Origin of the sequence: Enterobacter cloacae complex sp. 277I4 (assembly GCF_050031465.1) — a bacterium.
Lineage (GTDB): Bacteria > Pseudomonadota > Gammaproteobacteria > Enterobacterales > Enterobacteriaceae > Enterobacter > Enterobacter cloacae.
The window spans coordinates 772,100-798,972 of the sequence record NZ_JBLGWC010000001.1 but is presented as its reverse complement, the minus strand read 5'-3'; the positions used below and the strand labels follow the sequence as shown (position 1 = coordinate 798,972).

25 protein-coding genes are annotated in these 26,873 nt (G+C 55.2%); 10 read left to right on the top strand and 15 right to left on the bottom strand.

What is annotated here, in order from left to right; translation table 11 throughout:
- Positions 1-77: 77 nt before the first annotated feature.
- From aroP to ACQG19_RS03785, 3 genes are all read left to right on the top strand, one after another.
- A complete protein-coding gene (aroP, locus tag ACQG19_RS03795; protein WP_013095594.1) occupies positions 78-1,448 on the top strand; it encodes an aromatic amino acid transporter AroP in 1,371 nt (456 codons plus the stop codon).
- A gap of 166 nt (positions 1,449-1,614) precedes the next feature.
- Complete coding sequence (locus ACQG19_RS03790; protein ID WP_020688510.1) at positions 1,615-3,027, top strand: glycoside-pentoside-hexuronide (GPH):cation symporter; 1,413 nt, start codon at positions 1,615-1,617, stop codon at positions 3,025-3,027.
- Complete coding sequence (locus tag ACQG19_RS03785) at positions 3,020-3,970, top strand: glycoside hydrolase family 43 protein (RefSeq protein WP_023619996.1); 951 nt, start codon at positions 3,020-3,022, stop codon at positions 3,968-3,970. The genes ACQG19_RS03790 and ACQG19_RS03785 overlap by 8 nt, the downstream gene beginning before the upstream one ends.
- Positions 3,971-3,988: 18 nt before the next feature.
- Here the strand turns inward: ACQG19_RS03785 and ampE are convergent, their stop codons facing one another.
- Complete coding sequence (gene ampE, locus ACQG19_RS03780) at positions 3,989-4,843, bottom strand: beta-lactamase regulator AmpE (protein ID WP_013095591.1); 855 nt, start codon at positions 4,841-4,843, stop codon at positions 3,989-3,991.
- Between the two features lie 9 nt (positions 4,844-4,852).
- A complete protein-coding gene (gene ampD / locus ACQG19_RS03775) occupies positions 4,853-5,404 on the bottom strand; it encodes a 1,6-anhydro-N-acetylmuramyl-L-alanine amidase AmpD (protein WP_038981220.1) in 552 nt (183 codons plus the stop codon).
- A gap of 87 nt (positions 5,405-5,491) precedes the next feature.
- Between ampD and nadC the strand changes: the two genes are divergently transcribed.
- The 4 genes from nadC (at position 5,492) to hofC (ending at position 9,568) form a co-directional block, all read left to right on the top strand.
- A complete protein-coding gene (nadC, locus tag ACQG19_RS03770) occupies positions 5,492-6,385 on the top strand; it encodes a carboxylating nicotinate-nucleotide diphosphorylase (protein ID WP_246932377.1) in 894 nt (297 codons plus the stop codon).
- 176 nt (positions 6,386-6,561) lie between these two features.
- Positions 6,562-6,999 carry a prepilin peptidase-dependent pilin gene (gene ppdD, locus ACQG19_RS03765; protein WP_023620000.1) on the top strand — a complete coding sequence of 146 codons (438 nt, stop codon included), beginning with the start codon at positions 6,562-6,564 and terminating at the stop codon, positions 6,997-6,999.
- Between the two features lie 12 nt (positions 7,000-7,011).
- The gene (gene gspE / locus ACQG19_RS03760; RefSeq protein WP_094916207.1) at positions 7,012-8,394 is read left to right on the top strand and encodes a type II secretion system protein GspE; all 1,383 of its coding nucleotides are present in this window, start codon (positions 7,012-7,014) and stop codon (positions 8,392-8,394) included.
- Positions 8,384-9,568, top strand: a complete 1,185-nt coding sequence (hofC, locus tag ACQG19_RS03755) for a protein transport protein HofC (protein ID WP_246932374.1) — start codon at positions 8,384-8,386, stop codon at positions 9,566-9,568. The genes gspE and hofC overlap by 11 nt, the downstream gene beginning before the upstream one ends.
- Positions 9,569-9,600: 32 nt before the next feature.
- Here hofC and ACQG19_RS03750 read toward each other — a convergent pair whose 3' ends face one another.
- The gene (locus ACQG19_RS03750; RefSeq protein WP_013095585.1) at positions 9,601-10,644 is read right to left on the bottom strand and encodes a GMP reductase; all 1,044 of its coding nucleotides are present in this window, start codon (positions 10,642-10,644) and stop codon (positions 9,601-9,603) included.
- A gap of 228 nt (positions 10,645-10,872) precedes the next feature.
- Here ACQG19_RS03750 and coaE point away from each other — a divergent pair, with 228 nt between their 5' ends.
- From coaE to yacG, 3 genes are read left to right on the top strand one after another with little or no spacing between them, the layout of a single operon-like run.
- On the top strand, positions 10,873-11,493 hold the full coding sequence (gene coaE / locus ACQG19_RS03745) for a dephospho-CoA kinase (protein WP_014830656.1): 621 nt from the start codon (positions 10,873-10,875) through the stop codon (positions 11,491-11,493).
- A complete protein-coding gene (zapD, locus tag ACQG19_RS03740) occupies positions 11,493-12,236 on the top strand; it encodes a cell division protein ZapD (RefSeq protein WP_047352027.1) in 744 nt (247 codons plus the stop codon). Before coaE ends, zapD begins: the two co-directional genes overlap by 1 nt.
- A gap of 9 nt (positions 12,237-12,245) precedes the next feature.
- Positions 12,246-12,440, top strand: a complete 195-nt coding sequence (yacG, locus tag ACQG19_RS03735; protein WP_003856332.1) for a DNA gyrase inhibitor YacG — start codon at positions 12,246-12,248, stop codon at positions 12,438-12,440.
- A gap of 34 nt (positions 12,441-12,474) precedes the next feature.
- Here yacG and mutT read toward each other — a convergent pair whose 3' ends face one another.
- The 12 genes from mutT to murD form a co-directional block, all read right to left on the bottom strand.
- A complete protein-coding gene (mutT, locus tag ACQG19_RS03730) occupies positions 12,475-12,867 on the bottom strand; it encodes an 8-oxo-dGTP diphosphatase MutT (protein WP_047352028.1) in 393 nt (130 codons plus the stop codon).
- Between the two features lie 56 nt (positions 12,868-12,923).
- On the bottom strand, positions 12,924-15,629 hold the full coding sequence (secA, locus tag ACQG19_RS03725) for a preprotein translocase subunit SecA (protein ID WP_013095581.1): 2,706 nt from the start codon (positions 15,627-15,629) through the stop codon (positions 12,924-12,926).
- A gap of 59 nt (positions 15,630-15,688) precedes the next feature.
- Positions 15,689-16,192: a secA translation cis-regulator SecM gene (secM, locus tag ACQG19_RS03720; RefSeq protein ID WP_214553940.1), complete on the bottom strand. Its 504-nt coding sequence runs from the start codon at positions 16,190-16,192 to the stop codon at positions 15,689-15,691.
- A 279-nt stretch (positions 16,193-16,471) separates the two neighbouring features.
- Complete coding sequence (lpxC, locus tag ACQG19_RS03715; protein ID WP_013095578.1) at positions 16,472-17,389, bottom strand: UDP-3-O-acyl-N-acetylglucosamine deacetylase; 918 nt, start codon at positions 17,387-17,389, stop codon at positions 16,472-16,474.
- A gap of 101 nt (positions 17,390-17,490) precedes the next feature.
- The gene (ftsZ, locus tag ACQG19_RS03710; RefSeq protein ID WP_008501978.1) at positions 17,491-18,642 is read right to left on the bottom strand and encodes a cell division protein FtsZ; all 1,152 of its coding nucleotides are present in this window, start codon (positions 18,640-18,642) and stop codon (positions 17,491-17,493) included.
- 63 nt (positions 18,643-18,705) lie between these two features.
- Positions 18,706-19,962, bottom strand: a complete 1,257-nt coding sequence (gene ftsA, locus ACQG19_RS03705; protein ID WP_006173845.1) for a cell division protein FtsA — start codon at positions 19,960-19,962, stop codon at positions 18,706-18,708.
- Positions 19,959-20,801 carry a cell division protein FtsQ gene (gene ftsQ / locus ACQG19_RS03700; protein WP_013095577.1) on the bottom strand — a complete coding sequence of 281 codons (843 nt, stop codon included), beginning with the start codon at positions 20,799-20,801 and terminating at the stop codon, positions 19,959-19,961. Before ftsQ ends, ftsA begins: the two co-directional genes overlap by 4 nt.
- A 1-nt stretch (position 20,802) precedes the next feature.
- The gene (locus tag ACQG19_RS03695) at positions 20,803-21,723 is read right to left on the bottom strand and encodes a D-alanine--D-alanine ligase (RefSeq protein WP_057071073.1); all 921 of its coding nucleotides are present in this window, start codon (positions 21,721-21,723) and stop codon (positions 20,803-20,805) included.
- Entirely contained in the window at positions 21,716-23,191 is a 1,476-nt protein-coding gene (gene murC / locus ACQG19_RS03690; protein WP_095440124.1) for a UDP-N-acetylmuramate--L-alanine ligase, read from the bottom strand. Before murC ends, ACQG19_RS03695 begins: the two co-directional genes overlap by 8 nt.
- 58 nt (positions 23,192-23,249) lie before the next feature.
- Positions 23,250-24,314, bottom strand: a complete 1,065-nt coding sequence (murG, locus tag ACQG19_RS03685; protein ID WP_038981204.1) for an undecaprenyldiphospho-muramoylpentapeptide beta-N-acetylglucosaminyltransferase — start codon at positions 24,312-24,314, stop codon at positions 23,250-23,252.
- On the bottom strand, positions 24,311-25,555 hold the full coding sequence (ftsW, locus tag ACQG19_RS03680; protein WP_013095573.1) for a cell division protein FtsW: 1,245 nt from the start codon (positions 25,553-25,555) through the stop codon (positions 24,311-24,313). The genes murG and ftsW overlap by 4 nt, the downstream gene beginning before the upstream one ends.
- The gene (murD, locus tag ACQG19_RS03675) at positions 25,555-26,871 is read right to left on the bottom strand and encodes a UDP-N-acetylmuramoyl-L-alanine--D-glutamate ligase (protein ID WP_023620010.1); all 1,317 of its coding nucleotides are present in this window, start codon (positions 26,869-26,871) and stop codon (positions 25,555-25,557) included. The genes ftsW and murD overlap by 1 nt, the downstream gene beginning before the upstream one ends.
- Positions 26,872-26,873 lie beyond the last annotated feature (2 nt).

Genomic DNA, 26,873 nt, shown 5'->3' with positions numbered 1-26,873 from the left:
AGAAATAAATACAGAAAACGGATATTCATAATTACACACGCACAGCGTGAACATAACAACCACACACGAGGTTTCAAATGGAAGCTCAACAGCACGGCGATCAGCTAAAGCGCGGCCTTAAAAACCGCCATATACAGCTCATCGCATTGGGTGGTGCTATCGGCACAGGCCTGTTTCTGGGAAGCGCATCCGTCATCCAGTCGGCCGGTCCAGGCATTATTTTGGGTTACGCTATCGCAGGTTTTATTGCGTTTCTGATCATGCGCCAGTTAGGTGAGATGGTCGTTGAAGAGCCGGTTGCAGGCTCGTTCAGCCACTTTGCCTACAAATACTGGGGCAGTTTTGCCGGTTTCGCTTCCGGCTGGAACTACTGGGTGCTTTACGTTCTGGTGGCCATGGCAGAACTGACCGCCGTGGGGAAATACATTCAGTTCTGGTATCCCGAGATCCCAACCTGGGTTTCTGCGGCAGCGTTCTTCGTCATTATCAACGCCATCAACCTGACCAACGTAAAAGTGTTCGGTGAGATGGAGTTCTGGTTTGCCATCATCAAAGTCATTGCCGTGGTGGCGATGATTATCTTTGGCGGCTGGCTGCTGTTCAGCGGCAACGGTGGCCCACAGGCCACGGTGCGTAACCTCTGGGAGCAAGGTGGATTCTTGCCTCACGGGATGACCGGTCTGGTGATGATGATGGCCATTATTATGTTTTCCTTCGGGGGGCTGGAGCTGGTGGGGATCACCGCCGCTGAAGCCGACAACCCGGAGCAAAGCATCCCGAAAGCGACGAATCAGGTTATCTACCGAATTCTGATCTTCTATGTGGGTTCACTGGCCGTTCTGCTCTCGCTGCTGCCGTGGACACGCGTCACGGCCGACACCAGCCCGTTCGTCCTTATCTTCCACGAACTGGGCGATACCTTCGTGGCGAATGCGCTCAATATCGTCGTGCTGACGGCGGCGCTTTCCGTGTACAACAGCTGCGTGTACTGCAACAGCCGCATGCTGTTCGGCCTTGCGCAGCAGGGTAACGCACCAAAAGCCCTGCTGAACGTCGATAAGCGCGGCGTGCCGGTCAATACCATCATTGTTTCGGCTATCGTGACGGCGCTTTGCGTGCTGATTAACTACATGGCCCCCGAATCGGCGTTTGGCCTGCTGATGGCCCTGGTGGTCTCGGCTCTGGTGATTAACTGGGCGATGATCAGCCTGGCGCACATCAAGTTCCGCCGCGCTAAACAGCAGCAGGGCGTAACCACACGCTTCCCTGCCCTGCTCTATCCGCTGGGTAACTGGGTTTGCCTGCTGTTTATGGCGGGCGTGCTGGTGATTATGCTGCTCACCCCAGGCATGGCGATTTCCGTTTACCTGATCCCGGTCTGGATTGCGATCCTCGGCGTGGGGTATCTGGTAAAACAGAAAAACGGTAAAACCGTAAAAGCACATTAATAGCCCTCCAGCTCAGCACTCGTTTCGCGGGTGCTGAGCGTTTGTTACCTTCCTCACAAATTCACCTCGTCAACCGCTTTATCCATATCACCGCCCTGATACTGCAACGCATATATCGATTAGCCAGCAAATAATTCTCTCCATACCGTCACCCGGAGAGCAGTCAATGGATAACAATAAACTGTCAGTAAAAGAGAAGATCGGCTATGGGATGGGCGATGCAGGATGCAACATCATCTTCGGCGCCATCATGTTGTTTGTTAATTATTTTTATACCGATATTTTTGGGCTGGCACCTGCGCTGGTCGGCGTGTTGCTGCTGTCTGTGCGCGTCATTGATGCCGTTACGGACCCGATCATGGGGGCCATCGCGGACCGTACCCGCAGTAAATATGGGCGGTTTCGTCCATGGCTTTTGTGGATTGCGTTCCCCTATGCGCTGTTCAGTATCCTGATGTTCACCACACCAGACTGGAGCTATAACAGCAAAGTTATCTATGCCTTTGTGACCTACTTCCTGCTCTCGTTAACCTATACGGCCATCAACATTCCCTACTGCTCGTTGGGCGGCGTGATCACCAATGACCCAAAAGAGCGCGTGGCCTGCCAGTCCTATCGCTTTGTGATGGTGGGTATTGCCACGCTTTTACTGTCGCTCACGCTCCTGCCGATGGCGGACTGGTTTGGTGGCGATAACAAAGCCAAAGGCTACCAGATGGCGATGACCGTGCTGGCGCTGATTGGTACCTGTATGTTCCTGTTCTGCTTCGCCACCGTGCGCGAGCGCGTACGTCCGGCGGTGCAGACCCATGATGAGCTAAAAAACGATCTGAAGGACGTGTGGAAAAACGACCAGTGGGTACGCATTCTGCTGCTGACCCTCTGCAACGTCTGCCCGGGCTTTATCCGCATGGCGGCCACCATGTATTACGTCACCTGGGTAATGGGCCAGAGCACTCACTTTGCCACCCTGTTTATCAGCCTGGGCGTGGTGGGGATGATGCTCGGCAGTATGCTGGCGAAAGTGCTGACCGACCGCTGGTGTAAACTGAAAGTGTTCTTCTGGACCAACATCGTGCTGGCGCTGTTCTCCTGCGCGTTCTATTTCTTCGACCCGAAAGCGACCGTCACCATCGTGGTGCTCTACTTCCTGCTTAACATTCTTCACCAGATCCCATCTCCGCTGCACTGGTCATTGATGGCCGATGTGGACGACTATGGCGAGTGGAAAACCGGTAAACGCATCACCGGGATCAGCTTCTCGGGCAATATCTTCTTCCTCAAGCTGGGGCTGGCGATTGCTGGCGCGATGGTGGGCTTCCTGCTCTCCTGGTATGGCTACGACGCCGGTGCGAAAGCGCAAAGTGCAGAGGCCATTAACGGGATCGTTCTGCTGTTTACCGTGATCCCGGGTGTGGGGTATTTGATCACTGCGGGCGTAGTGCGACTGCTGAAAGTGGATCGGGAAACCATGAAACAGATCCAGCTCGACCTGGAGAAACGCCGCACCAACTACAGCGAACTGAACGCCTGGCAGGAAACGAGAGCCGAAACAAAAGAAGGAACGCCACATGCATAACTGGCCTAACCCGTTTATAGAACAACGCGCTGACCCGTACATTCTGCGTCATGAAGGGCAATATTATTTTATCGCCTCCGTGCCGGAATACGACAGGCTGGCGATCCGCCGGGCAGCGTCGCTGGAAGGTTTGCGCAGTGCCGACGAGGTGGTCGTATGGCGCAAACCGGAGACCGGCCCAATGAGCCAGCTTATCTGGGCACCGGAACTGCATCATATCGACGGTAAGTGGTACATCTATTTTGCCGCCGCGCACACCCAGGCGCTGGATGGTCTGGGCATGTTCCAGCACCGCATGTTTGTGCTGGAGTGTGCCGACCGCGACCCGCTAACCGGCACGTGGACTGAAAAAGGCCAGGTAAAAACGCCATTCGACACCTTTGCGCTGGACGCGACCACGTTCGTGCATCAGGGGAAACGCTGGTATCTGTGGGCGCAAAAAGCCCCGGATATCTCCGGCAACTCCAATCTCTATTTATGTGAAATGGAGAACCCGTGGACGCTGAAAGGCGAGCCGGTGATGCTCAGTAAACCGGAATATGACTGGGAGTGTCGGGGCTTCTGGGTCAACGAAGGCCCGGCGGTGCTGTTCCACGGCGACAAGTTGTTTATCAGCTATTCCGCCAGCGCGACCGACGAGAACTACTGCATGGGACTGCTGTGGACAGAGATCAATGCCGATCCGCAAAATCCTGCGAACTGGCACAAGGCCTCGCGCCCGGTCTTCGTCACCAGCTACGAAAACCGCCAGTATGGGCCAGGCCATAACAGCTTTACACAAACGCCGGAAGGAGAAGATGTGCTGGTGTATCACGCGCGAAATTACACCGAAATTGAAGGCGATCCGCTTTATGATCCCAATCGTCATACCCGCCTGAAGCTCGTCCGCTGGCACGAAAACGGGATGCCTGATTTTGGCATCCCGCCTGCAGATACGCCGTAACCGCTACGGCACGCGGGTTCAGACCAGCGTGCCGTAAATGGTCAGCAACGCCACGATAACGACCACCACAAACGACGTTTTCTTCGCCATCGAGACCGCCGCTTTCGGCGTTTCTATCTTGTCGGTATGCGGCTCACGCGCCAGTGAGAACTGCGCCAGGCGTGTCAGCACCTGGTACTGCGAGGTATGACGGTCGCCAAGCGACGCGAACCACGCCGGGAGCGCTTTTTCGCCGTGGCCAATAAGCGCGTAGACCACACCCACCAGACGAACCGGAAGCCAGTCGAGCACGTGCAGGATCGCATCAATGCCGGAGAGCAAACGTTCATGCGGGGTGAGATAGCGGGCAAGCCAGGTCTGCCAGGCGCGCAGGAACGCATATCCCATCAGCAGTACCGGTCCCCACGGGCCACCCACCACAAACCAGAACAGCGGCGCCAGGTAGTAGCGGAAGTTAATCCACAGCAGCGCGTTTTGCAGTTCACGCAGGAACTCGCGTTCATCGCAATCCGGCGGCACGCCGTGGATCATCGTCAGCTCGGTGGCCATGGCGCTACGTGCATGCGCATCATCACGGGAAGCGGCTTTCAGATAAGCGTGATAGTGCATACGCACCTTGCCTGCGCCAATACACAGCACGCCGAGCAGGATCCACACCACCAGTAGCGGCACGTTGAAAAAGAGGCCGTATAACGAGCGCAGCAGCAAGAACGTAATCACCATCACGCCCGCGGTCATCAGCAGCGTACGCAGCATGGAAAAATGGTTAATCCGGCGGAAAAGCACCTCCAGCCGGTGATCCAGATGCCAGTGCTCACCGAGTTTGAACAAGCGTTCAGCGATGATAACCAGCAGCATGGTAAACAACGTCATGTTATCTCCTTATTCTGACGACGCGGTAAGCATGGCGCGAAACCGGGGCCAGTCAAATGCAGGCCCAGGATCGGTTTTTCGCGCCGGGGCGATATCACAGTGTCCCGTAATGTTCTCTGCAATCGCTGGGTAAAGCCTGATGAGCGTTTGGGTGATATCCGCCAACCGCTGGTACTGTGCATCGGTATAAGGGGTGGTGTCCGTGCCTTCCAGTTCAATCCCAATAGAGAAGTCATTGCAACGCTCGCGCCCCTGATACATCGAGACACCCGCATGCCAGGCGCGCTTATCAAAAGGAACATACTGAACCACTTCGCCATCGCGACGGATCAGGCAGTGCGCCGATACGCGCAGATGCGCAATCTCAGCAAAGAAAGGATGGGCATCGGGATCTATCGTTCCCGTGAATAACGCATCGATCCACGGACCGCCAAACTCACCCGGCGGGAGACTAATGTTATGAACCACCAGCAGTGTGGGCTTTTCATCCTCCGGGCGGCCATCGTGGTGCGGCGAGGGTACACGCCGCGCATCCACCAGCCATCCCTCTTCTAACAACATGCTGGAACTCCTTATGTATGGTGCTGTTACTCGGTTCAGAGTAGCATGTTTCAATATTATGATTCGTTACCAATTTGGAGTTTTATCATGCCGCCTCGCCGCTACAACCCCGACCACCGACGTGAAGCGCTTCTGGAACGTATTAATATGGATATTCCGGCAAGCGTTGCCCATGCTTTGAAAGAAGATCTGGGCGGTGACGTCAGCGCGGACAACGATATTACCGCACAATTATTGCCGAAAGAGACACGCTCACACGCCGTGATCATCACCCGTGAAGATGGCGTGTTTTGCGGCAAGCGCTGGGTTGAAGAGGTCTTTACTCAACTGGCTGGCGATGAGGTGCAAATCACCTGGCATGTTGAAGACGGTGACGCCATTACCGCAAACCAGCCGCTGTTTGAGCTTGAAGGCCCGTCCCGCATGCTGCTGACCGGTGAACGTACCGCGCTTAACTTTGTGCAGACCCTTTCAGGGGTGGCAAGTGAAGTGCGTCGTTACGTTGACCTGCTGGCCGGTACCCATACGCAACTGCTGGACACCCGTAAAACGCTGCCAGGTCTGCGCACGGCATTAAAGTACGCGGTGCTTTGTGGCGGGGGAGCCAACCACCGTCTGGGGTTGTCCGACGCCTTCCTGATTAAAGAGAACCACATTATTGCCTCTGGCTCCGTGCGTCAGGCGGTGGAGAAAGCCTTCTGGCTGCACCCGGATGTGCCGGTTGAAGTGGAAGTTGAAAACCTCGAAGAGCTGGAGCAGGCCATCAAGGCCGGTGCCGATATCATCATGCTCGATAACTTTGAAACAGCACAGATGCGCGAGGCGGTGAAGCTCACCAACGGCCAGGCACAGCTCGAAGTTTCAGGGAACGTCACCTTCGAAACGATCCGTGAATTCGCCGAAACCGGCGTGGACTACATTTCTGTCGGGGCGCTGACCAAGCACGTTCGCGCCCTCGATCTCTCCATGCGCTTCAAATAACGTCGTCTCCCCTCTCTGCCTGGAGAGGGGAAATTTCAGCCCTCCTCGCAATCTCTCTGTTCTTCTCTGCAAGTAAGTACAAATTCCCTGAACGCCGCTTCACGTTCCATTTTTTGCCCCTCGTCTGCTTTTTTCCCCGCTGTCAGAGTAGCGCCACTTAACCCTGAGGAGCAGATATGAACAGACAACAAGGCTTCACGCTCATTGAGCTGATGGTGGTAATCGGCATTATTGCCATCCTGAGCGCCATTGGTATTCCCGCCTACCAGAACTACCTGCGAAAAGCGGCCCTGACCGACATGCTGCAAACGTTCGTGCCCTATCGCACGGCGATTGAACTTTGTGCCCTGGAACATGGCGGCGTGACGAGCTGCGACGGCGGCAGTAACGGTATCCCTTCTCCAACGACAACACGCTATGTCTCGGGAATGAGCGTGACGCAGGGCGTCGTGTCGTTAACCGGGCAGGAGAGCCTTAACGGACTTGAGGTGGTGGTGACGCCGCAATGGAGTAGTGGCAACGGTATGACGGGCTGGAAACGTAGCTGCAATATCAGCAATGACGGTGCGCTCAAAGAGGCCTGCGAAGATGTTTTCCGTTTCGACAGTAACTGACAGGAGCGGATAATGAATTCAGATCAACTCGTCACCCTGTGCCAACGCCACCATGCTTTGCTGCTGACCAGCGACGCTGACATGATTAGCATCGCCGTCGTGGGAAATCCCGCCGCTGAAATGATGGAAGCGCTACGTTTCGCCACGCAAAAACGTATTGATATTGAATGCTGGACAGCGGAGCGCATGGAAAAACACCGGCAGTTAACCGCGCAATCACACCTCCCGGTTGTTTTAACGCCGCACAACACGGTGGATATTCTCAACCACACCCTGCAGCAGGCGATAAACCAGCGCGCATCTGACATTCATATCGAACCGATGGGGGATATCTGTCAGGTCCGCTTGCGTGTTGACGGTGTGCTTTGCCCGCTGCCTCCGCTTTCTGCAGCGGTGGCAAATACCCTCACCGCTCGCTTAAAAGTGCTGGGCCAACTGGATATTGCGGAGCGCCGTTTACCACAGGATGGTCAATTTACGATTGAACTGGCAAGCGAGCCGGTCTCTTTTCGCATCGCCACGCTTCCCTGCAGCGGCGGAGAGAAAATTGTGCTGCGCCTGCTGCATCAGGTTCATCAGGCGCTGGAACCCGAAAAACTGGGAATGAGTGCGAAACAGCTGGCCCGCTTTAACGAGATCCTCCATCAACCGCAGGGGCTGATTTTGGTCACGGGCCCCACTGGCAGCGGAAAAACGGTCACGCTCTATAGCGCATTGCAGGCGCGTAATACCCCTGACGTTAACATCTGCAGCGTGGAAGATCCGATCGAGATCCCGCTTGCGGGGCTGAACCAAACGCAGATTAATCCCCGTGCGGGCTTAACCTTTCAGAGCGTTCTGCGGGCGCTCCTGCGCCAGGATCCGGACATCATTATGGTAGGCGAAATCCGCGATAGTGAAACGGCAGAGATTGCCATTAACGCCGCACAGACCGGGCATCTGGTGCTGTCGACGCTGCACACCAACTCCACGACGGAAACCGTCATTCGCCTGCAGCAGATGGGAGTCGCACGCTGGATGATCTCCTCTGCGCTTTCGCTGGTGATTGCCCAGCGACTGGTGCGTCGTCTGTGTCCTCACTGTCGGCAGGAAGCCAACAGCCGCGCAGAATTACCGCGCACCGTATGGCCCCGGCCGCTTCCTCGCTGGCAACCTGGCGGCTGCGATCGCTGCTATCACGGCTTTTATGGCCGCGTCGCCATTTTTGAAGTCCTCGCCATCGACACCACGCTCCGGCAGGCCATCGCCAGTGGCGCCTCGATAGAGGTCATCGAAGCCAGCGCCCGTCAGGCGGGAATGACATCGTTATTTGAGCAGGGTTGTCTGGCCGTTGAGCAAGGACTGACCTCGCTCGAAGAGTTGCTGCGCGTGCTGGGAATGCCCAATGAGTGTTAATCATCTCTGGCGCTGGCGGGCGCTATCCAGTGAAGGCGAATCTCTGTGTGGGGTGCTGTGGGCGCCAGATCGCGAAACGGCCTTCGTCAGGCTGATGCGTAAAGAGTTACACCCACTTTCGCTCACCCGATGCTCGCTGACGCACCGCTGGCAACCCCATCATTGCTATGAGATGTTTCGCCAGCTTGCCACGCTGTTGCAGGCTGGCCTGACGTTATCGCAAAGTCTGCAAATGCTGGCCGAGCAGCATCCTGTCAAACACTGGCAGGCGCTGCTGGAAAACATGAATGATGATCTGAGCGAGGGATGCGCCTTTTCAGAGGCGCTGAAGCGATGGCCTGCGGTATTTAGCCCACTGTATGTCTCGATGGTAAAAACAGGTGAGCTAACGGGGAAGCTGGAAACGTGCTGCCGCCAGCTCGCTCAGCAGCAACAATCCCAGCAGCAACTCACGGCAAAAGTGAAGAAGGCGTTGAGCTATCCGACGATCATCCTGGCGCTGGCCGTTCTGGTCGTTCTGGCCATGGTCACCCTGGTCTTGCCGGAGTTCGCGGCCATCTACAAAACGTTCAATACTCCCCTGCCGCTGCTGACACAGATGGTCATGGGCCTGTCGGCGTTTATCCAGACATACGCCATCGCCCTGTTCGTGCTGCTGCTTATTCCCGTGGCCATCGCCTGGGCGCTGCGACAGGATCCGCGCTGGCAACGTATCCTGATGCATATTCCCGTGACGGGAAGGCTGGCAAGAGGGCAAAAACTGGGGCAGATCTTTACCGTACTGTCACTCACGCAGCAGGCGGGCATCCCCTTTTTACAGGGATTACAGAGCGCGGAAGAAACTGTTGATAGCCGGTACTGGCAAGGTATATTGCGCAGCGTTCGTGGGGACATTGAACAAGGCTTTACCGTCTGGTCTTCATTTCAGAAAGCGGCCGTCTTTACCCCGCTGTGCATTCAACTCATACGCACCGGGGAAGTCTCTGGGTCACTCGACATTATGCTGGAAAACCTTGCCCGCCATCATACGGAGCAAACCTTTCAACTGGCAGATAATCTGGCCGCGCTTCTGGAGCCAGTGCTGCTGATTGTGACAGGGGTGATTATCGGTACGCTGGTGGTGGCGATGTATCTGCCCATTTTCCATCTCGGGGATGCAATGAGCGCGGGATAACGCTGGCGTACGGACATACGCCAGCAGAAACATTACAGGCTATTGAAAACGCGGTTTTCCTGCTCCTGAACGCGGATAAACGTCGTACGTTTTGTCAGCTCTTTCAGACGGGATGCCCCAACGTAGGTACATGCGGAACGCAGGCCGCCCAGAATGTCACGAGCCGTGTTTTCGACCGGGCCACGCAGAGGCAACTTCACGGTTTTGCCTTCCGCAGCACGGTATTTTGCCACGCCACCTACGTGACGGGTCATTGCTGATTCTGAGCTCATGCCGTAGAACAGCATGAACTTCTCGCCGTTCTCTTCAACCACGGTACCGCCGCTCTCTTCATGACCCGCCAGCATGCCGCCAAGCATCACGAAATCCGCGCCGCCGCCAAAGGCTTTCGCGACATCACCCGGCATGGTGCAACCGCCGTCGCTGATGATCTGGCCACCCAGACCGTGCGCGGCATCAGCACACTCAATCACCGCAGAAAGTTGCGGGTAACCCACACCGGTCTTCACACGCGTGGTACACACGGAACCCGGGCCAATGCCCACTTTTACGATGTCTGCACCGGAAAGGATCAGCTCTTCACACATTTCACCGGTTACCACGTTGCCCGCGATAATGGTTTTGGTGGGCCAGGCCTCACGCGCCTTGCTGACAAACTGCACGAAGTGCTCGGAGTAACCATTTGCCACATCAATACAGACAAAATTGAGCGCCGGGTTAGCGTTAAGAATCTGTTTGGTCTTCTCGAAATCGGCATCGGAGGTACCGGTGGAAACCATGACATGCTTCACCACATCGTCCGATGCAGAGGCGATAAAGGTATTCCACTCTTCCGGGCTGTAGTGCTTATGCACAGCGGTAAGGATATCGAATTTCGCCAGCGCGGTCGCCATCTCGAAGGTTCCCACCGTATCCATATTGGCTGCGATGATCGGCACGCCAGACCAGGTCTGACCGGAATGTTTAAAGGTGAATTGACGTTCGAGTTCAACGTCTGAGCGACTTTTCAGTGTAGAGCGTTTAGGGCGGATAAGAACGTCTTTGAAACCTAACTTCAGATCTTCTTCGATACGCATGTGCGGATTCCTGGGGTTAGAGGCAAATATGTTAAAAGCACAACTCCAGTGACGTTATCATACGCACTAATACCTGCTCCGCAAGACTGCGAAATTCTCTTTTTTTACGCTACAATCCTATAAATTTACCTGGTAAAAAGCCGGTAAAGAGAGCCAAACAGTGGCTGGCGCACGTTTGAATTTTAACCAACTGATTTTAATAATGAATAATTCCCAGGATTTGATTTAATGGGGTATATCGTCGCATTAACCGGCGGCATCGGTAGCGGGAAAAGTACCGTTGCGGACGCATTTTCTCGTCTGGGTATCACCATAATCGATGCCGATATCATTGCCCGTCAGGTGGTAGAGCCAGATACACCCGCACTAAACGCCATTAAGGCACATTTTGGTCAGGCAATTATCAACGCGGATGGCACGCTAAATCGCCGCAAGCTTCGTGAGTGCATTTTTTCTGATTCTTCAGAAAAGGCCTGGCTTAATGCTCTGCTCCACCCCATTATCCACCAGGAAACCCAGCGTCAGATTGCCGCAGCCCGCTCGCCGTATGTTCTGTGGGTGGTTCCGCTGCTGGTAGAGAATCAACTGCACAATAAAGCGGACCGGGTACTGGTCATTGATGTCTCACCCGAAACGCAAATCCAGCGCACCGTGGCGCGCGACCATGTCTCGCGCGAACAGGCTGAACAAATTCTTGCCGCTCAGGCCACGCGCGCTCAGCGCCTTGCCGTTGCGGATGATGTTATTGATAATAACGGCGCACCAGATGCCATTGCATCGGATGTTGCCCGCCTGCACGCGCAGTATCTGACGTATGCCGCGCAGGCCGTTGCACAGGAAAAACCATAATGTCGACCCACATCCTTTTTGAGCATCCACTCAACGAAAAAATGCGTACCTGGCTGCGTATCGAATTTCTGATTCAACAACTCTCACAACATTTGCCCATCAACGATCATGCGACGGCGCTGCACTTCTTCCGCAATGTGGGCGATCTTCTGGATGTGATTGAGCGAGGCGACGTTCGCACCGAGCTACTGAAAGAGCTGGAGCGCCAGCAGCGTAAACTACAGGCCTGGGCCGAAGTACCGGGCGTTGACCAGAGCCGAATTGATTCACTCCGTCAACAGCTTAAAAACAGCAGCAGTACGCTGATGGCCGCTCCCCGCGTTGGGCAGTTTTTGCGCGAAGACCGCTTAATCGGGCTGGTGCGCCAGCGCCTGAGTATCCCGGGCGGCTGCTGCAGCTTTGACCTGCCGACACTGCATATGTGGTTGCATATGCCGCAGCTCCAGCGTGATGCACAGGTGAAAAGCTGGCTGGACAGCCTGGAGCCGATGCATCAGACGTTATCCCTGATCCTCGATCTCATCCGTAACTCGGCGCCATTCCGCAAGCAAACCAGCCTGAACGGTTTCTACCAGGACAACGGTGATGATGCGGATCTGCTGCGTCTGAACCTCTCTTTGGGTGAACAGCTTTACCCGCAAATCTCCGGGCATAAGAGTCGTTTTGCGATTCGCTTTATGCCGCTGGATAGTGAAAATGGCACCGTGCCGGAACGCCTCGATTTTGAACTGGCCTGTTGTTAAGGAGTGCCTATGTCTGATGTAACCACCGTAAACTGCCCAACCTGTGGCAAAACTGTTGTCTGGGGAGAGGTGAGTCCGTTTCGCCCATTCTGCTGTAAGCGCTGTCAGTTAATTGACCTGGGCGAATGGGCGGCGGAAGAGAAACGCATTCCAAGTGAAGGCGACCTCTCAGACAGCGATGACTGGAGCGAAAACCAGCAGTAGCGGTAGATGCCTGCTGGCGCTTCGCCTAGCAGGCCTACAGGTTGCCCGTTAGCCGGGATATGACGGGCGCATTTGCCGGAGGAAATTTTTCGGCATCACTCGCGTGAAGCGAAACCCAGCCACCCGGTTGACCCTCTTTCCCCCAGGGTTCCCCCTGCCAGCTTTCCACAAGCCAGAACCACAGCGTGATGTGACGATCCGGAAACTGGTATTCCAGCTTATCAAACAGCGTTGCGCCAATCGGAGTGATGCCGACCTCTTCCTGAAGCTCACGCACCAGCGCCTGCTCCGGCGTTTCACCGGACTCGATTTTCCCGCCAGGAAACTCCCACTTGTTTGCCATGTGGGCGTCAGCGGCACGTTGCGTGATGAAGATTTGGTTTTGCGGGTTGCGAATAATCCCGACAGCAATTTGCAGTATTTTCATATTGTCACTTCCATAAAAAAGGCGCAGATTTCTGCGCCTTTTCGTTTTTTATGAACTTAGCTCAGACGGCCGTGGCACGCCTTATATTTTTTACCGGAGCCGCATGGGCACGGATCGTTACGCCCCACTTTGCGATCGCCAGTTTGCGCGGCGATCGCCGCAGCGGCTTCGCTATCGTCAGTCTGGTGGCTGAGCTGCTGCATCTGTGCCAGACGCTCGGCTTCCTCACGACGCTGTTGCTCCATCGCTTCCACTTCTTCCGGCATACGCACCTGCACTTTGCTCAGGGTGCTGATAACTTCATATTTCAGCGACTCCAGCATGGAGGCAAACATCGAGAAGGATTCGCGCTTGTACTCCTGCTTAGGATCTTTCTGCGCATAGCCACGCAGGTGGATCCCCTGACGCAGGTAGTCCATCGCCGCCAGGTGCTCTTTCCACAGTGAGTCCAGCGTCTGCAGCATCACCCCTTTTTCGAAATGACGCATCATCTCAGCGCCAACAACCTCTTCCTTACGCTTATATACCTCCAGCGCGGTTTCGTAGATACGCTCGCGCAGGGTCTCTTCGTGCAGCTCAGGCTCTTTATCCAGCCACTCTTTGATTGGCAGGTCGAGGTCGAAGTCGTTTTTCAGGCGCTCCTGAAGGCCTTCGATATCCCACATCTCTTCCAGAGACTGAGGCGGAATGTGCGCATCGATAGTCGCTTTGAACACATCTTCACGAATGCTGTTGATGGTTTCGCTCACGTCGGATACGTCCAGCAGTTCGTTACGCTGGGTATAGATAGCACGACGCTGATCGTTGGCGACGTCGTCATATTCCAGCAGCTGCTTACGAATATCGAAGTTGCGGCTTTCCACTTTACGCTGCGCGTTGGCAATCGCTTTGGTCACCCATGGGTGCTCAATGGCTTCACCAGGTTTCATCCCCAGCTTACGCATCATGCCGGAAACACGGTCAGAGGCGAAGATACGCATCAGCGCATCTTCCATCGACAGGTAGAAGCGGGAAGAACCGGCATCCCCCTGACGACCTGCACGACCACGCAGCTGGTTATCGATACGACGTGATTCGTGACGCTCGGTACCAATGATATGCAGACCACCAGATGCCAGAACCGCGTCATGACGCACCTGCCAGTCGGCTTTGATCTGCGCAATCTGTTCCGGCGTTGGGTTTTCCAGCTCAGCCACTTCGGCCTGCCAGCTACCGCCCAGCATAATATCGGTACCACGACCCGCCATGTTGGTGGCGATGGTCACAGCCGCCGGATAACCCGCCTGCGCAACGATATCTGCTTCTTTGGCGTGGAATTTGGCGTTCAGTACGTTGTGCTTGATACCCGCTTTGGTCAGCTCATTAGACACCACTTCGGATTTCTCGATGGAGATGGTCCCCACCAGAACCGGCTGGCCTTTAGCTGTACGCTCGCGAATATCTTCGATGATTGCCTGAATTTTTTCCGCTTCGGTCATGTAGACCAGGTCCGGCATGTCCTTACGGATCATTGGACGGTTGGTTGGAACGACAACGGTATCCAGTTTGTAGATGGAGCTGAATTCAAACGCTTCGGTATCTGCTGTACCGGTCATCCCTGCCAGCTTCTCGTACAGACGGAAGTAGTTCTGGAAGGTAATAGACGCCAGCGTCTGGTTTTCGTTTTGAATATCCACGCCTTCTTTGGCTTCAACGGCCTGGTGCAGACCGTCAGACCAGCGACGACCCTGCATGGTACGGCCGGTGTGCTCATCAACGATGATGACTTCGCCGTCTTTGACGATGTAGTCGACGTCGCGAGTGAACAGCGCATGGGCGCGCAGTGCGGCAGTCACGTGGTGCATCAGCATGATGTTGCTCGGGGAGTAAAGAGACTCGCCCTCTTCCATGATGCCTTCAGCCACTAACAGCTCTTCAATTTTAACCAGACCACGTTCAGTCAGGTTCACCTGGCGCGCTTTTTCATCAACGGAGAAGTGGCCTTCACCCTGGAAGGTATCGGAGTCTTCTTTCTCCTGACGCAGCAGATGTGGAATGATTTTGTCGACTTTACGGTACATATCAGAGCTGTCTTCGGCCGGACCGGAGATGATCAGCGGGGTACGCGCTTCATCGATCAGAATGGAGTCCACCTCATCCACCAGCGCATAATGCAGTTTACGCTGCACACGTTCTTCAGGGCTGAACGCCATGTTGTCACGCAGGTAGTCGAAGCCGTATTCGTTGTTGGTACCGTAGGTGATATCGGCGTTATACGCTTCGCGCTTGGCTGGCGCAGGAAGACCGGACATGTTGATGCCGACGGTCATCCCTAGGAATTCGAACAATGGACGGTTATTTTCGGCGTCACGCTGTGCCAGATAGTCGTTGACGGTCACGACGTGCACGCCTTTACCGGTCAGTGCATTCAGGTAGGCAGGCAGCGTCGCGGTCAGGGTTTTACCTTCACCGGTACGCATTTCCGCGATGCAGCGCTCGTTAAGCACCATACCGCCCAGCAGCTGCACGTCGAAGTGACGCATCCCGAATACACGTTTACTCGCTTCACGCACAACCGCGAAGGCTTCCGGGATCAGGCTTTCTAAGGTTTCGCCTTTTTCCAGGCGTGCGCGGAATTCTGCGGTTTTCGCTTTCAGCTCGTCATCAGACAGCTTTTCCATCGCCGGTTCCATACCGTTGATGACAGCGACAGCTTTGCGCATACGGCGCAGGGTACGATCGTTACGACTACCAAAAACTTTGGTTAATAATTTGATTAGCATAATAAATTCTCAAACGCCCCATAACGGGCAGATAAATTAAGGTATTGAAAACGGTTAATTTAACTGAGGCGCTGAGGCCCGGCGCGGATGCCGTGAACCTGGCTTATCCACGTCGATACAGAGAATGTGGCGGGTGAAACAACGACGGATTGCGCTGTCTGCGGAGCGCTAACAGCTGGCTGGCTGTCCTGCGTCAACAGCGCGTTGAGCGTATCCAGCAGCGCAAGGTGTTGCGCCTGAACCGGGAGCGTCTCTTCAGCAACCGGTATGGCCTGCGGCGCCATTGCAAATGACAGATGGCGGATAACCGTGCGGATGGCGTGCTGCTGCCAGTAATCTACCGAAAAGTTAGGACGGCGGCTGGCTTCAAGCCACGCAAGATTGGTGAAGTGAACGCGCGCGGTGAGATCGTGTTTGGTGGTTGACGTCTTTGCCGGTGTGGCAGCTTCAGCGCTGTTGCTGAGCGCAGGCAAGCCGAAACTCGCCGCGACCATCCCTAATAAGAGATGCGGCCAGAAGTAACGTCTGCCAAATTGTCGCCAGCGCGTCAGAATTCCGCTCACTTGCTCCACCACATAAGCCCGTCTTACACAGGCTGATTTCAGTTATTCTTTTAAGCGCCCAGATATTACCACTAAAGCCAATACACAGCAGCAGGAATGACGTACTGCAGCGGGGAAAAACGGTCAAGAATGCAGCTAACGCACAGATTTTCTACGCCTGCTAAGCGAAAGGGGAAGCTGGGGCAAAATGAAGAAAGGTGAAAATAAAAACGACTGGTTTCCCTGGTCGGAGAGAGTACCAGGTTAACCAGTCGATTTTTTACGAAACGGCTTGAACCGTTACGCCAGAACCAGGCCAGGGGCTTTGAAGGCCAGCGGCAGTTCAGCTTCGTCTTCGAAGGTCACATACTCCCAGGCTTCCTGTTTTGCCAGGACGGCCTGCAAGAGTTTGTTATTCAGCGCATGACCGGATTTGAACGCGGTAAATGCACCAATAATGTTGTGACCACACATGAACAGGTCGCCAATTGCATCAAGCATTTTGTGGCGAACGAATTCATCTTCGAAACGCAGACCGTCTTCGTTCAGTACGCGATAATCGTCAACAACGATGGCACAATCGAAGCTGCCGCCCAGGCACAGGCCGCGGGACTGCAGATATTCGATATCACGCATGAAGCCGAAAGTACGAGCACGGCTGATCTGGCGCATAAACGCATCAGCAGAGAAGTTCATCGCATAGCGCTGGGTACTGGCATCAATCGCCGGATGGTTAAAATCGATGGTGAAGTCCAACGAGAAACCATTGTACGGTTTGAATTCAGCCCACTTGTCGCCATCTTCGACGCGAACGGTCTCTTTGATGCGAACAAATTTCTTCGCGCAGTTCAGTTCTTCGATGCCGGCATCCAGCAACAGATAAACGAACGGAGCAGCACTACCATCCATGATCGGGATTTCTGGCGCATCGACTTCAACAATAATGTTGTCGATACCCAGACCCGCCAGGGCGGCGTTCAGGTGCTCTACGGTAGAAATCCGCACGTCATGCTCGTTCACCAGACAAGTACAGAGCATAGTATCACGCACAGATTTGGCATCGGCCGGAAAATCTACCGGTGGATTCAAGTCGGTGCGACGATAGATGACCCCGGTATTGGCCGGCGCAGGGCGTAACGTCAGGGTGACTTTCTTGCCGGTATGTAAACCGACACCCGTCGCCTGAACGATACGTTTAAGTGTCCTTTGTTTGATCATCGTATAATCTCGCCAAATTAACTATCCAACCGAGAGTGTATATCACTAACGGTGGGCCAGTTTAGCACAAAGAGCGGAAATCCCCAAATTCCAGCCAATTCTTAGTCAGCTTGCTTACGCAGGAACGCCGGGATATCCAGATAATCTGGCTCTTTCGCCGTTTGCGGCGTTGGGTCATTAACCACTTTCGCGGCCGGTTTTTGCTCCTGAGTCAGAGGAGACATACCGTGCTGCTGGTAACGATCCATTACCGGTTGCTGAGTCTGCTTGTTCGTCACCAGAGTGATTTCAGGACGCTTGTCCATACCGATACCGGTAGCAACAACCGTTACACGCAGCTCGTCGTTCATTTCCGGATCAAGGGAGGTACCGATTACCACGGTCGCGTTGTCAGAGGCGAACGCACGGATGGTGTTACCCACGGTTTCGAACTCATCCAGACGCAGGTCGAAGCCAGCGGTGATGTTGACCAGCACGCCACGCGCACCCGACAGATCGATATCTTCCAGCAGCGGAGAAGAGATAGCCATTTCAGCCGCTTCTTCCGCACGGTCTTCACCGCTCGCCACGCCGGAGCCCATCATCGCGTAGCCCATTTCGGACATCACGGTGCGAACGTCAGCAAAGTCAACGTTCATCAGGCCAGGACGGGTAATCAGTTCAGCGATACCCTGAACCGCGCCTTTCAGCACGTCGTTTGCTGCGCCAAAGGCATCCAGCAGAGAGATACCGCGACCCAGCACTTTCAGCAGTTTGTCGTTCGGGATGGTGATCAGCGAGTCCACATGCTTGGACAGCTCGGTGATACCCTGCTCCGCGAAGGCCATACGTTTCTTGCCTTCAAAATTGAAAGGCTTGGTCACGACAGCAACGGTCAGGATACCTAAATCTTTAGCCACTTCAGCCACAACAGGTGCTGCGCCGGTACCTGTACCGCCACCCATACCTGCTGCGATGAAGACCATGTCCGCACCTTCCAGTGCAGCACGTAACGCTTCACGATCTTCTTCAGCCGCATTGCGACCTACTTCCGGGTTAGCTCCTGCGCCCAGACCTTTGGTGATGCCACCACCAATCTGAATAGTCTGGCCGACTGCCGTCTTACGCAGTGCCTGTGCATCGGTGTTAACCGCAAAGAATTCAACACCTTCAATGCGCTCGCGCACCATATGCTCTACGGCGTTACCGCCGCCGCCACCGACGCCGATGACTTTAATCACCGCGTCGTTGGTCAGTTCCATAGGTTCAAACATAATTTCTCTCTCCGTTGTGCCTGTCGCCCGAGACCGTTAATTCTCTCCGGTCTCTTAAAAAAATTAAAACTCTTTTCGCAGCCAGTTGTTCAGTCGTTTGACCCACGACCCCACTGAGACGCGTTTTTCCACTTCTGCTTCACCACTGAGATGGGATTCTTTCCCGTAGTGGAGCAGGCCCACAGCCGTTGAATAGTAAGGCTCCTGGGCATAATCCGTTAAACCGGTAATATTCAGCGGTGCGCCAATACGCACCTGCGTATGGAACACACGCTGCGCACAGGCCGCAAGACCTTCAATTTGCGCTGCACCGCCGGTTAATACAATCCCCGCCGCAAGATGATGTTTTACTCCCTGCTGGCGAAGCTGTTCCTGTAACTGCAAAATCTCTTCGTTGACCAGGTTGAGCAGCTCGGTATAGCGTGGCTCAATCACCTCTGCCAACGTCTGGCGCTGCAGGCTACGCGGCGGACGGCCGCCCACGCTTGGCACTTCAACGCTCTCATCTTTGCCAACGATAGACCCCAGCGCACAACCGTGGCGCACTTTAATCGCTTCTGCATCGCTTGGCGGCGTACCAAACGCGTAGGCAATATCGCTGGTCACCACGTTCCCCGCGTAAGGGATCACTTTGGTGTGGCGCAGGGCACCGCCGGTATACACGGCCATATCCATTGTACCACCACCAATATCGACCACACAGACGCCCAGTTCACGTTCATCTTCGGTCAGCACGGAATAGCTTGCCGCCAGACCGGCGAAAATAAGTTGGTCAACTTTCAGGCCACAACGTTCAACGGCTTTTACGATGTTCTTCGCCATATCGTTATGACATGTGATCAGGTGCACTTTTGCCTGCATACGCACGCCAGACAGACCAACCGGGTTCTTGATCCCTTCCTGGTAGTCGATCGCATATTCCTGCGGGATCACGTGCAGCACGCGATGCTCATCGCGAACGCGCACGGACTTCGCCGTATGCACTACGTTTTCAACGTCTTCCTGCGTCACTTCTTCTTCAGAAATGGGCACCATGCCGATTTCGTTCTGGCAGCTGATATGCTTACCAGAGAGGGCCAGATAGACAGAGGAAATCTGGCAATCTGCCATTAATTCAGCCTGATCGATGGCGCGCTGCACGCATTTCACCACCGACTCAAGATCGTTTACCCCACCTTTATCCATACCACGGGACGGGCAGCTGCCCACGCCAATGATATTGACCATACCGTCGGGCAGAACTTCCCCTACTAAAGCGGCAACCTTCGCGGTGCCAATCTCCAGTCCAACTACCAGTTTTCTGTCCGTCGCCTTGATCATTGTTGTTCTGCCTGTACCTGTGCCTGATTCTGTTGCTGATTAGGTTCCTCGACCGGAGCCGGTACCCAACCGACTGCTGCGCCTGAGTCATAGCGCAAATCAACGTAGCTTATCCGTTTGCCGTCAGTCTGTGCCTGCTGCTGTAAAACCGGGTAAAGTTCTACAAAACGCGCCAGACGCTTCATCGTGTCGCCGCGGCCAAGGTTGAGCTTAATGCCATTCGTTAAGGTGAGCTGCCACGAACGGCGCGCCGTCATCGCAGCTTCTTTTAACGTAAACCTGTCCTTCGCCAGCACTTGCCCCATCTCGCGAAAACCCTGTAACACTTCGTTTTCGCTGCCTTCAGGACCATACAACATCGGTAAATTTTGCTTGTTGACACGATCGGCCGGGACGCTGAAGGAATTTCCGTCTACGTCAACCATGTGCTGATCATTCCAACGCGCAATGGGCACATATTCAACCAGATGAATCTTCAATTCATCAGGCCATTGCTTTCTTACACTCGCCTGTTTTATCCAGGGCAGACGTTCAATCTGACTCTGGATAATGTTGACATCCTGCGTCATAAAGGTGCCTGGCGACCCCAGTGCCAGAATCGACTGGCGAATATCATCGTTACGCGTGTAGTGGCGTTCACCGGTGACCACCAGCTTCGACAGCGGCAACCGCTGCGCATCTTCCATCCAGCCCAGTACCATCCAGCCGCTGATAAACACGGTGCACAGCACCCCGAGCAGGAAAATAATCCCTGCAAGACGCGTTCCATTACTCCGGCGTGAAGAAGAATATTCTTCCTCGTCATCGCGGTTGCGCGTGTTCAATGCAGCCTGAGACATATCAGCCCGCCTGGTCCAGAATACGTACGACTAACTGCGAGAAGCTCATCCCCGCCTGACGCGCGGCCATCGGCACAAGGCTGTGGCTGGTCATGCCTGGAGAAGTATTCGCTTCCAGCAAATAAAATTGCCCATCGCTGTCGAGCATCACATCAATGCGTCCCCAGCCACTGCAACCAAGAACATGCCAGGCTTTAAGCACCAGGGACTGTAAATCCGCTTCACGTTCTGCTTCAAGACCTGCTGGGCAGAAATATTGCGTCTCGTCAGAGAGATACTTCGCCTCATAATCATAGAAGACGCCAGCAGGTTGGATGCGAATCGACGGTAAAATTTCTTCACCAAGCATCGCCACGGTAAATTCCGGCCCGCTGAGCCATTTTTCAATCAGAACTTCTTCATCGTGTTGAAATGCCAGCGCTAAAGCAGACGATAAATCGTCAGCTTTATCAACTTTGGACATCCCAACGCTCGACCCTTCACGGCTGGGCTTTACAATAACCGGTAAGCCCAGCTCAGCAATGCGTGCATTAACGCTATCCTGAAGGCCCATTTCAAATTCGCGGCGCGTCAACGCAACCCACGGCGCAACCGGCAAACCCGCCCCCTGCCACAGCAGTTTACTGCGCAGTTTATCCATTGAGATGGCGGAGGCCATCACGCCGCTGCCGGTGTAGGGCATACCGATGAGATCCAGCAACCCTTGCAGGGTACCGTCTTCCCCCCCACGACCGTGCAGAGCAATAAAGACTTTATCGAAGCCCATTGCTTTCAGCTGCGTTACATCGACCTCTTTCGGATCGACCAGATGTGCATTAACGCCAGCCTCACGCAGGCCCGCCAGTACCGCAGCGCCTGAATTCAGGGAAACCTCGCGCTCGGCGGAGGTGCCGCCAGACAGGACAGCAATCTTATCAGCCATGATGCTCATCCTCCTGAGTTTGCGGCTTCAGTTTGATTTCAGCTAAGGTACGGGCGATTTTGCCGATATTTCCCGCGCCCTGAATCAGAATCAAATCGTTACCTGTCAGTACCGGCGCCAGAATTTCGGCGACCTGAGCAGGATCCGAAACCAAAATAGGGTCTACTTTACCGCGTCCGCGAATGGTTCGACACAGAGAACGGCTGTCCGCGCCCGGGATCGGCGTTTCACCTGCAGAATAAACATCCAGCATCAGCAATGTGTCCACCTGGGACAGCACGCTGGCGAAATCGTCATACAGATCGCGCGTACGCGTAAAACGGTGTGGCTGGAAGATCATCACCAGGTTCTTCTCTGGCCATCCCGCACGTGCGGCCTTAATGGTCGCGTCCACTTCGGTTGGATGGTGGCCATAGTCGTCTACCAGCATGGCAGTACCCGGTTTACCGTTTACCGCATCCAGCGGGAATTCGCCAAGGAAGTCGAAACGACGCCCGGTTCCCTGGAAGCTTTCCAGAGCACGCAGGATCGCATCGTCATCAATGCCTTCTTCTGTTGCGACGGCCACCGCCGCGGCTGCGTTCAGGGCGTTATGACGGCCTGGTGCGTTCAGCGTCACGTGCAGCAGCTCTTTGTCCTGACGCGTCAGGGTGAAATGTCCCTGCGCACCAATCTGTTTGTACTCTTCCACGCGGACATCCGCGTCTTCACTGAAGCCATAGGTAGTGATCTGACGACCAACCCGCGGCAACAACTCGCGAATGACCGGATCGTCCACACACATTACCGCGCGTCCATAGAACGGCAGGTTATGCAGGAAGTTGATAAAGGTCTGCTTTAAGTTCTCGAAGTCGCCCTGGTAGGTATCCATGTGGTCAGCTTCGATGTTAGTGACAATCGCCACCATCGGCTGCAGATGCAGGAACGACGCATCGCTCTCATCCGCTTCCGCTATCAGATAACGGCTGTGGCCCAGACGCGCATGCACACCTGCTGCTTTTACCAGACCGCCGTTGACGAACGTCGGGTCGAGACCCGCTTCGGCATAAATACTGGAAACCATCGCCGTGGTCGTGGTTTTACCGTGCGTCCCGGCAATCGCAATCCCGTGACGAAAACGCATCAGCTCTGCCAGCATTTCCGCGCGGCGGATCACCGGAATACGCGCTTCATGCGCGGCCACGATTTCCGGGTTATCAGAGGAGATGGCGCTGGATACCACCACCACACTCGCATCGCGCACGTTTTCCGGGCGATGGTTGAAATAGATAGTCGCCCCAAGCGACGCCAGTTGCTGCGTGACAGGGTTTGGCGCCAGGTCAGACCCGCTGATCTGATAGCCTTCGTTAGCTAACACTTCGGCAATACCGCCCATGCCAGCACCACCGATGCCAACAAAGTGAATGTGCCGGACGCGACGCATCTCGGGCACGATTGAACGCAGTTTTGCCAGTTGTTGTGTATTCATTCTCTAAACGCCATCGACTACTTAAAAAATTCGTGCAGCGCAACACGCGCTGCGAGGGTTAAGCCTGGGCTGCCAGACTCACTTCTTTTGCCACCCGCTCCGTTGCATCAGGAATGGCCGCCGCACGTGCACGTTGCGCCATCTCCATTAATGTTTCCCGGTTCCAGCCCGCCAGGGTGGTGGCGACCGCATCGGCGGTAAATTGTGGCTGCTCGAATATTTTCGCGGCACCGGCTTTTTCAAGCGGCAGCGCATTCCAGTACTGCTGACGATCTTTGTGCTGGAACGGCACAAACAGAGCCGGTAAACCCGCGGCGGCAATTTCACTCACCGTTAATGCACCGGAGCGACAGACCACGACATCGGCCCAGGCGTACGCTGCCGCCATATCGTCGATAAATTCCGTCACTTTGTGCTGCGGCTGACCTTCTGCCGCATAAGCCTGCTCAACGGTCTGCTGAGCGCCTTTTCCGCTTTGATGCCAGATGGTCACGGCATCACCCAGCTTTGCGGCAACCTGCGGCATCGTCTGGTTCAGGATGCGTGCGCCCTGCGATCCGCCGACGACCAGCACGCGAACAGGGCCTTCACGGCCAGCCATGCGGGCATCCGGCAACGGCAGCGCCAGCACATCCACACGCACCGGGTTCCCGACGACGTCCGCTTTCGGGAACGCACCAGGAAATGCCTGCATCACTTTGGTGGCGATTTTCGCCAGCCACTTGTTGGTCAGTCCGGCAATACCATTCTGCTCATGCAACACAACAGGAATGCCCAACGACCACGCGGCAAGTCCGCCCGGACCGGAAACATAACCGCCCATGCCCAGCACCACATCCGGCTGAAAGCGCTTCATGATGCTGCGCGCCTGACGCCATGCGTTGAAAATGCGCACCGGCGCCAGAAGCTGGGCCTTAATGCCTTTGCCACGAAGGCCAGAAATACGAATAAAGTCGATCTCAATACCGTGCTTCGGTACCAGGTCGGCCTCCATGCGGTCTGCGGTTCCCAGCCAGCGTACCTGCCAGCCCTGATCCATTAAATGGTGCGCAACCGCCAGCCCCGGGAACACATGTCCACCGGTACCGCCTGCCATCACCATTAACCGCTTCGGTTGATTCATCGTGAACCTCGTGTAAACGCCTGGGCTTTTTCCAGACGCGTTTCATAATCTATACGTAACAACATCATGATGGCCGTCGACATGATCAACAGACTGGAACCACCATAACTGATCAACGGCAACGTCAGGCCCTTGGTCGGCAGCATACCCGCTGCGGCCCCGACGTTAACCAATGCCTGGAAGCTAAACCAGATACCAATTGAACAGGCTAAGAAACCTGAGAAGCGGTGATCGATCTCCAGTGCTTTCCGCCCAATCGACATGGCGCGGAAAGCGACGAAGAATACCATTAATAGCGCTAATACCACACCGATATAACCCAGTTCTTCCGCAATAATGGAGAAGATGAAGTCAGTATGCGCTTCGGGTAAATACTCCAGTTTCTGAACCGAGTTGCCCAGGCCTTGTCCCCAGACTTCACCGCGGCCAAACGCCATGAGTGACTGCGTCAGCTGATAGCCACTGCCAAACGGGTCTTCCCACGGGTTCCAGAACGAGGTCACACGGCGGATACGGTATGGTTCAGCAAGGATCAGCAGGACAACTGCTGAAATACCCATCCCGATAATGGCGATGAACTGCCACAGTTTCGCCCCCGCCAGGAACAGCATCGCCAGCGTCGTCACAAACAGAACCACCACGGTACCGAGGTCAGGCTGCGCCAGCAGTAAGACCGCCAGCACCAGAATCACGCCCATCGGTTTCAGGAAGCCGCGAAGGTTGTTACGCACTTCATCTACTTTGCGCACCAGGTAGTTCGCCAGGTAGCAGAACAGGGACAGTTTGGTAAATTCTGCAGGCTGAATACGCAGCGGACCAAAGGCGATCCAGCGCGATGCCCCGTTTACGGAACTCCCCACCACCAGCACGATCAGCAGCATGATGATCGAGGCGATCAGCATCGCGGTACTGTGTCGCTGCCAGAACGCCATTGGCAGACGTAAGGTTATCAGCGCAAGACAGAACGCCAGGATGATGTACAGACCATCACGCTTGGCAAACAGGAAAGGATCGTTCGCCAGTCGCTGCCCGACGGGCATTGATGCTGACGTCACCATAATAAAGCCGACCGCCGCCAGCCCCAGCGTGAGCCAGAAGAGCGTGCGATCGTACATGATCAGGCTGTCGTTATCTTTCTGACGAGAGCCCATCACCCAGCCTTTCAGTGCCGCAAACAACCACACCAGGACACCAAATCCTGGGAAACGCGGCATTTTCAGGCGAGGGAGAGATAAACGCATCAGCCTAACTCCTTCGCCAGGCGGGTAAAGAGATCACCACGCTGTTCGAAATTCTTGAATTGATCGAGGCTGGCGCATGCCGGAGAGAGCAGTACCATATCGCCCGGCTTCACGCGAGGAGCAATCAGGCGCATTGCCTGTTCCATGGTTTCGGTCTGCTCGGCGATCTCAGGACGCAATTCCGCCAGTTCCCTGCCATCACGACCAAAGCAGTAGAGACGGATGTTATCGCCGGAGAGATACTGCTTCAGGGAGGTGAAATCGGCGGACTTACCGTCGCCACCCAGCAGCAGATGCAGAGTACCTTCCACCTGCAAACCATTCAGCGCGGCCTCTGTACTGCCTACGTTGGTAGCTTTGGAATCATTGATCCAGCGTACGCCGTTATGCTCCAGCGCCAGCTGGAAACGGTGCGCCAGTCCGGTAAAGGTGGTTAGGGCCTGCAGGCTGGAGGAGCGTGGCAGACCGACGGCATCCGCCAGCGCCAGCGCCGCCAGCGCATTGGTGTAGTTATGCTGACCGGAAAGCTTCATCTCCTTCACGTTCAGCACTTTCTCACCTTTCACCCGCAGCCAGGTTTCACCCAGCTGACGGTTCAGATGATAATCCCCCATGGTGATACCAAAGCTGATGCAGCGGTCATCGGCACCGCGTACCGGCATGGTCAGGGCATCATCGGCGTTAACGACGCAGACTTTGGCATTTTCATAAATACGCAGTTTGGCTGCGCGATACTGCTGTAGACCAAATGGATACCTGTCCATATGATCTTCGGTCACGTTCAGGATTGTGGCCGCGGCCGCATGCAGGCTGGAGGTGGTTTCCAGCTGGAAGCTGGAGAGTTCTAGTACGTACAGCTCGCAGCCTTTGTCCAGCAGCATCAGCGCCGGCAAACCAATGTTGCCGCCAACGCCGACATTTTTGCCCGCCGCTTTCGCCATCTCACCCACCAGGGTAGTGACGGTGCTTTTTCCGTTAGAGCCGGTAATGGCGATAACAGGTGCCTGCGCTTCGCGGCAGAACAGCTCGATATCACCGACAATCTCAACGCCCGCATCGGCTGCGGCGCTCAGTGAAGGGTGCGCCAGCGCCATACCGGGGCTGGCCACAATCAGATCGGCTGCCAGCAGCCAGTCATCATTCAGACCACCAAGGTGGCGTTCAACCTGTTCCGGCAGTTTGTCCAGACCCGGCGGAGAAACACGCGTATCCATCACCCGCGGCGTCACGCCGCGCGCAAGGAAAAAGTCCACGCAGGACAGGCCAGTAAGGCCCAACCCGATGATAACGACTTTTTTGCCCTGGTAATCTGCCATGA

Bases quoted from the DNA above. Each gene is read 5' to 3' on its own strand.
- ftsW (WP_013095573.1), bottom strand. From the start codon at position 25,555: ATGCGTTTATCTCTCCCTCGCCTGAAAATGCCGCGTTTCCCAGGATTT.
- coaE (WP_014830656.1), top strand. From the start codon at position 10,873: ATGGGGTATATCGTCGCATTAACCGGCGGCATCGGTAGCGGGAAAAGT.
- ACQG19_RS03790 (WP_020688510.1), top strand. From the start codon at position 1,615: ATGGATAACAATAAACTGTCAGTAAAAGAGAAGATCGGCTATGGGATG.
- yacG (WP_003856332.1), top strand. From the start codon at position 12,246: ATGTCTGATGTAACCACCGTAAACTGCCCAACCTGTGGCAAAACTGTT.
- ACQG19_RS03695 (WP_057071073.1), bottom strand. From the start codon at position 21,723: ATGGCTGATAAGATTGCTGTCCTGTCTGGCGGCACCTCCGCCGAGCGC.
- ftsQ (WP_013095577.1), bottom strand. From the start codon at position 20,801: ATGTCTCAGGCTGCATTGAACACGCGCAACCGCGATGACGAGGAAGAA.
- hofC (WP_246932374.1), top strand. From the start codon at position 8,384: ATGAGTGTTAATCATCTCTGGCGCTGGCGGGCGCTATCCAGTGAAGGC.
- ppdD (WP_023620000.1), top strand. From the start codon at position 6,562: ATGAACAGACAACAAGGCTTCACGCTCATTGAGCTGATGGTGGTAATC.
- ampD (WP_038981220.1), bottom strand. From the start codon at position 5,404: ATGTTGTTAGAAGAGGGATGGCTGGTGGATGCGCGGCGTGTACCCTCG.
- mutT (WP_047352028.1), bottom strand. From the start codon at position 12,867: ATGAAAATACTGCAAATTGCTGTCGGGATTATTCGCAACCCGCAAAAC.
- ACQG19_RS03750 (WP_013095585.1), bottom strand. From the start codon at position 10,644: ATGCGTATCGAAGAAGATCTGAAGTTAGGTTTCAAAGACGTTCTTATC.
- nadC (WP_246932377.1), top strand. From the start codon at position 5,492: ATGCCGCCTCGCCGCTACAACCCCGACCACCGACGTGAAGCGCTTCTG.
- murD (WP_023620010.1), bottom strand. From the start codon at position 26,871: ATGGCAGATTACCAGGGCAAAAAAGTCGTTATCATCGGGTTGGGCCTT.
- ampE (WP_013095591.1), bottom strand. From the start codon at position 4,843: ATGACGTTGTTTACCATGCTGCTGGTTATCATCGCTGAACGCTTGTTC.
- ACQG19_RS03785 (WP_023619996.1), top strand. From the start codon at position 3,020: ATGCATAACTGGCCTAACCCGTTTATAGAACAACGCGCTGACCCGTAC.
- zapD (WP_047352027.1), top strand. From the start codon at position 11,493: ATGTCGACCCACATCCTTTTTGAGCATCCACTCAACGAAAAAATGCGT.
- gspE (WP_094916207.1), top strand. From the start codon at position 7,012: ATGAATTCAGATCAACTCGTCACCCTGTGCCAACGCCACCATGCTTTG.
- murC (WP_095440124.1), bottom strand. From the start codon at position 23,191: ATGAATACACAACAACTGGCAAAACTGCGTTCAATCGTGCCCGAGATG.
- lpxC (WP_013095578.1), bottom strand. From the start codon at position 17,389: ATGATCAAACAAAGGACACTTAAACGTATCGTTCAGGCGACGGGTGTC.
- ftsZ (WP_008501978.1), bottom strand. From the start codon at position 18,642: ATGTTTGAACCTATGGAACTGACCAACGACGCGGTGATTAAAGTCATC.
- ftsA (WP_006173845.1), bottom strand. From the start codon at position 19,962: ATGATCAAGGCGACGGACAGAAAACTGGTAGTTGGACTGGAGATTGGC.
- murG (WP_038981204.1), bottom strand. From the start codon at position 24,314: ATGAATCAACCGAAGCGGTTAATGGTGATGGCAGGCGGTACCGGTGGA.
- secA (WP_013095581.1), bottom strand. From the start codon at position 15,629: ATGCTAATCAAATTATTAACCAAAGTTTTTGGTAGTCGTAACGATCGT.
- aroP (WP_013095594.1), top strand. From the start codon at position 78: ATGGAAGCTCAACAGCACGGCGATCAGCTAAAGCGCGGCCTTAAAAAC.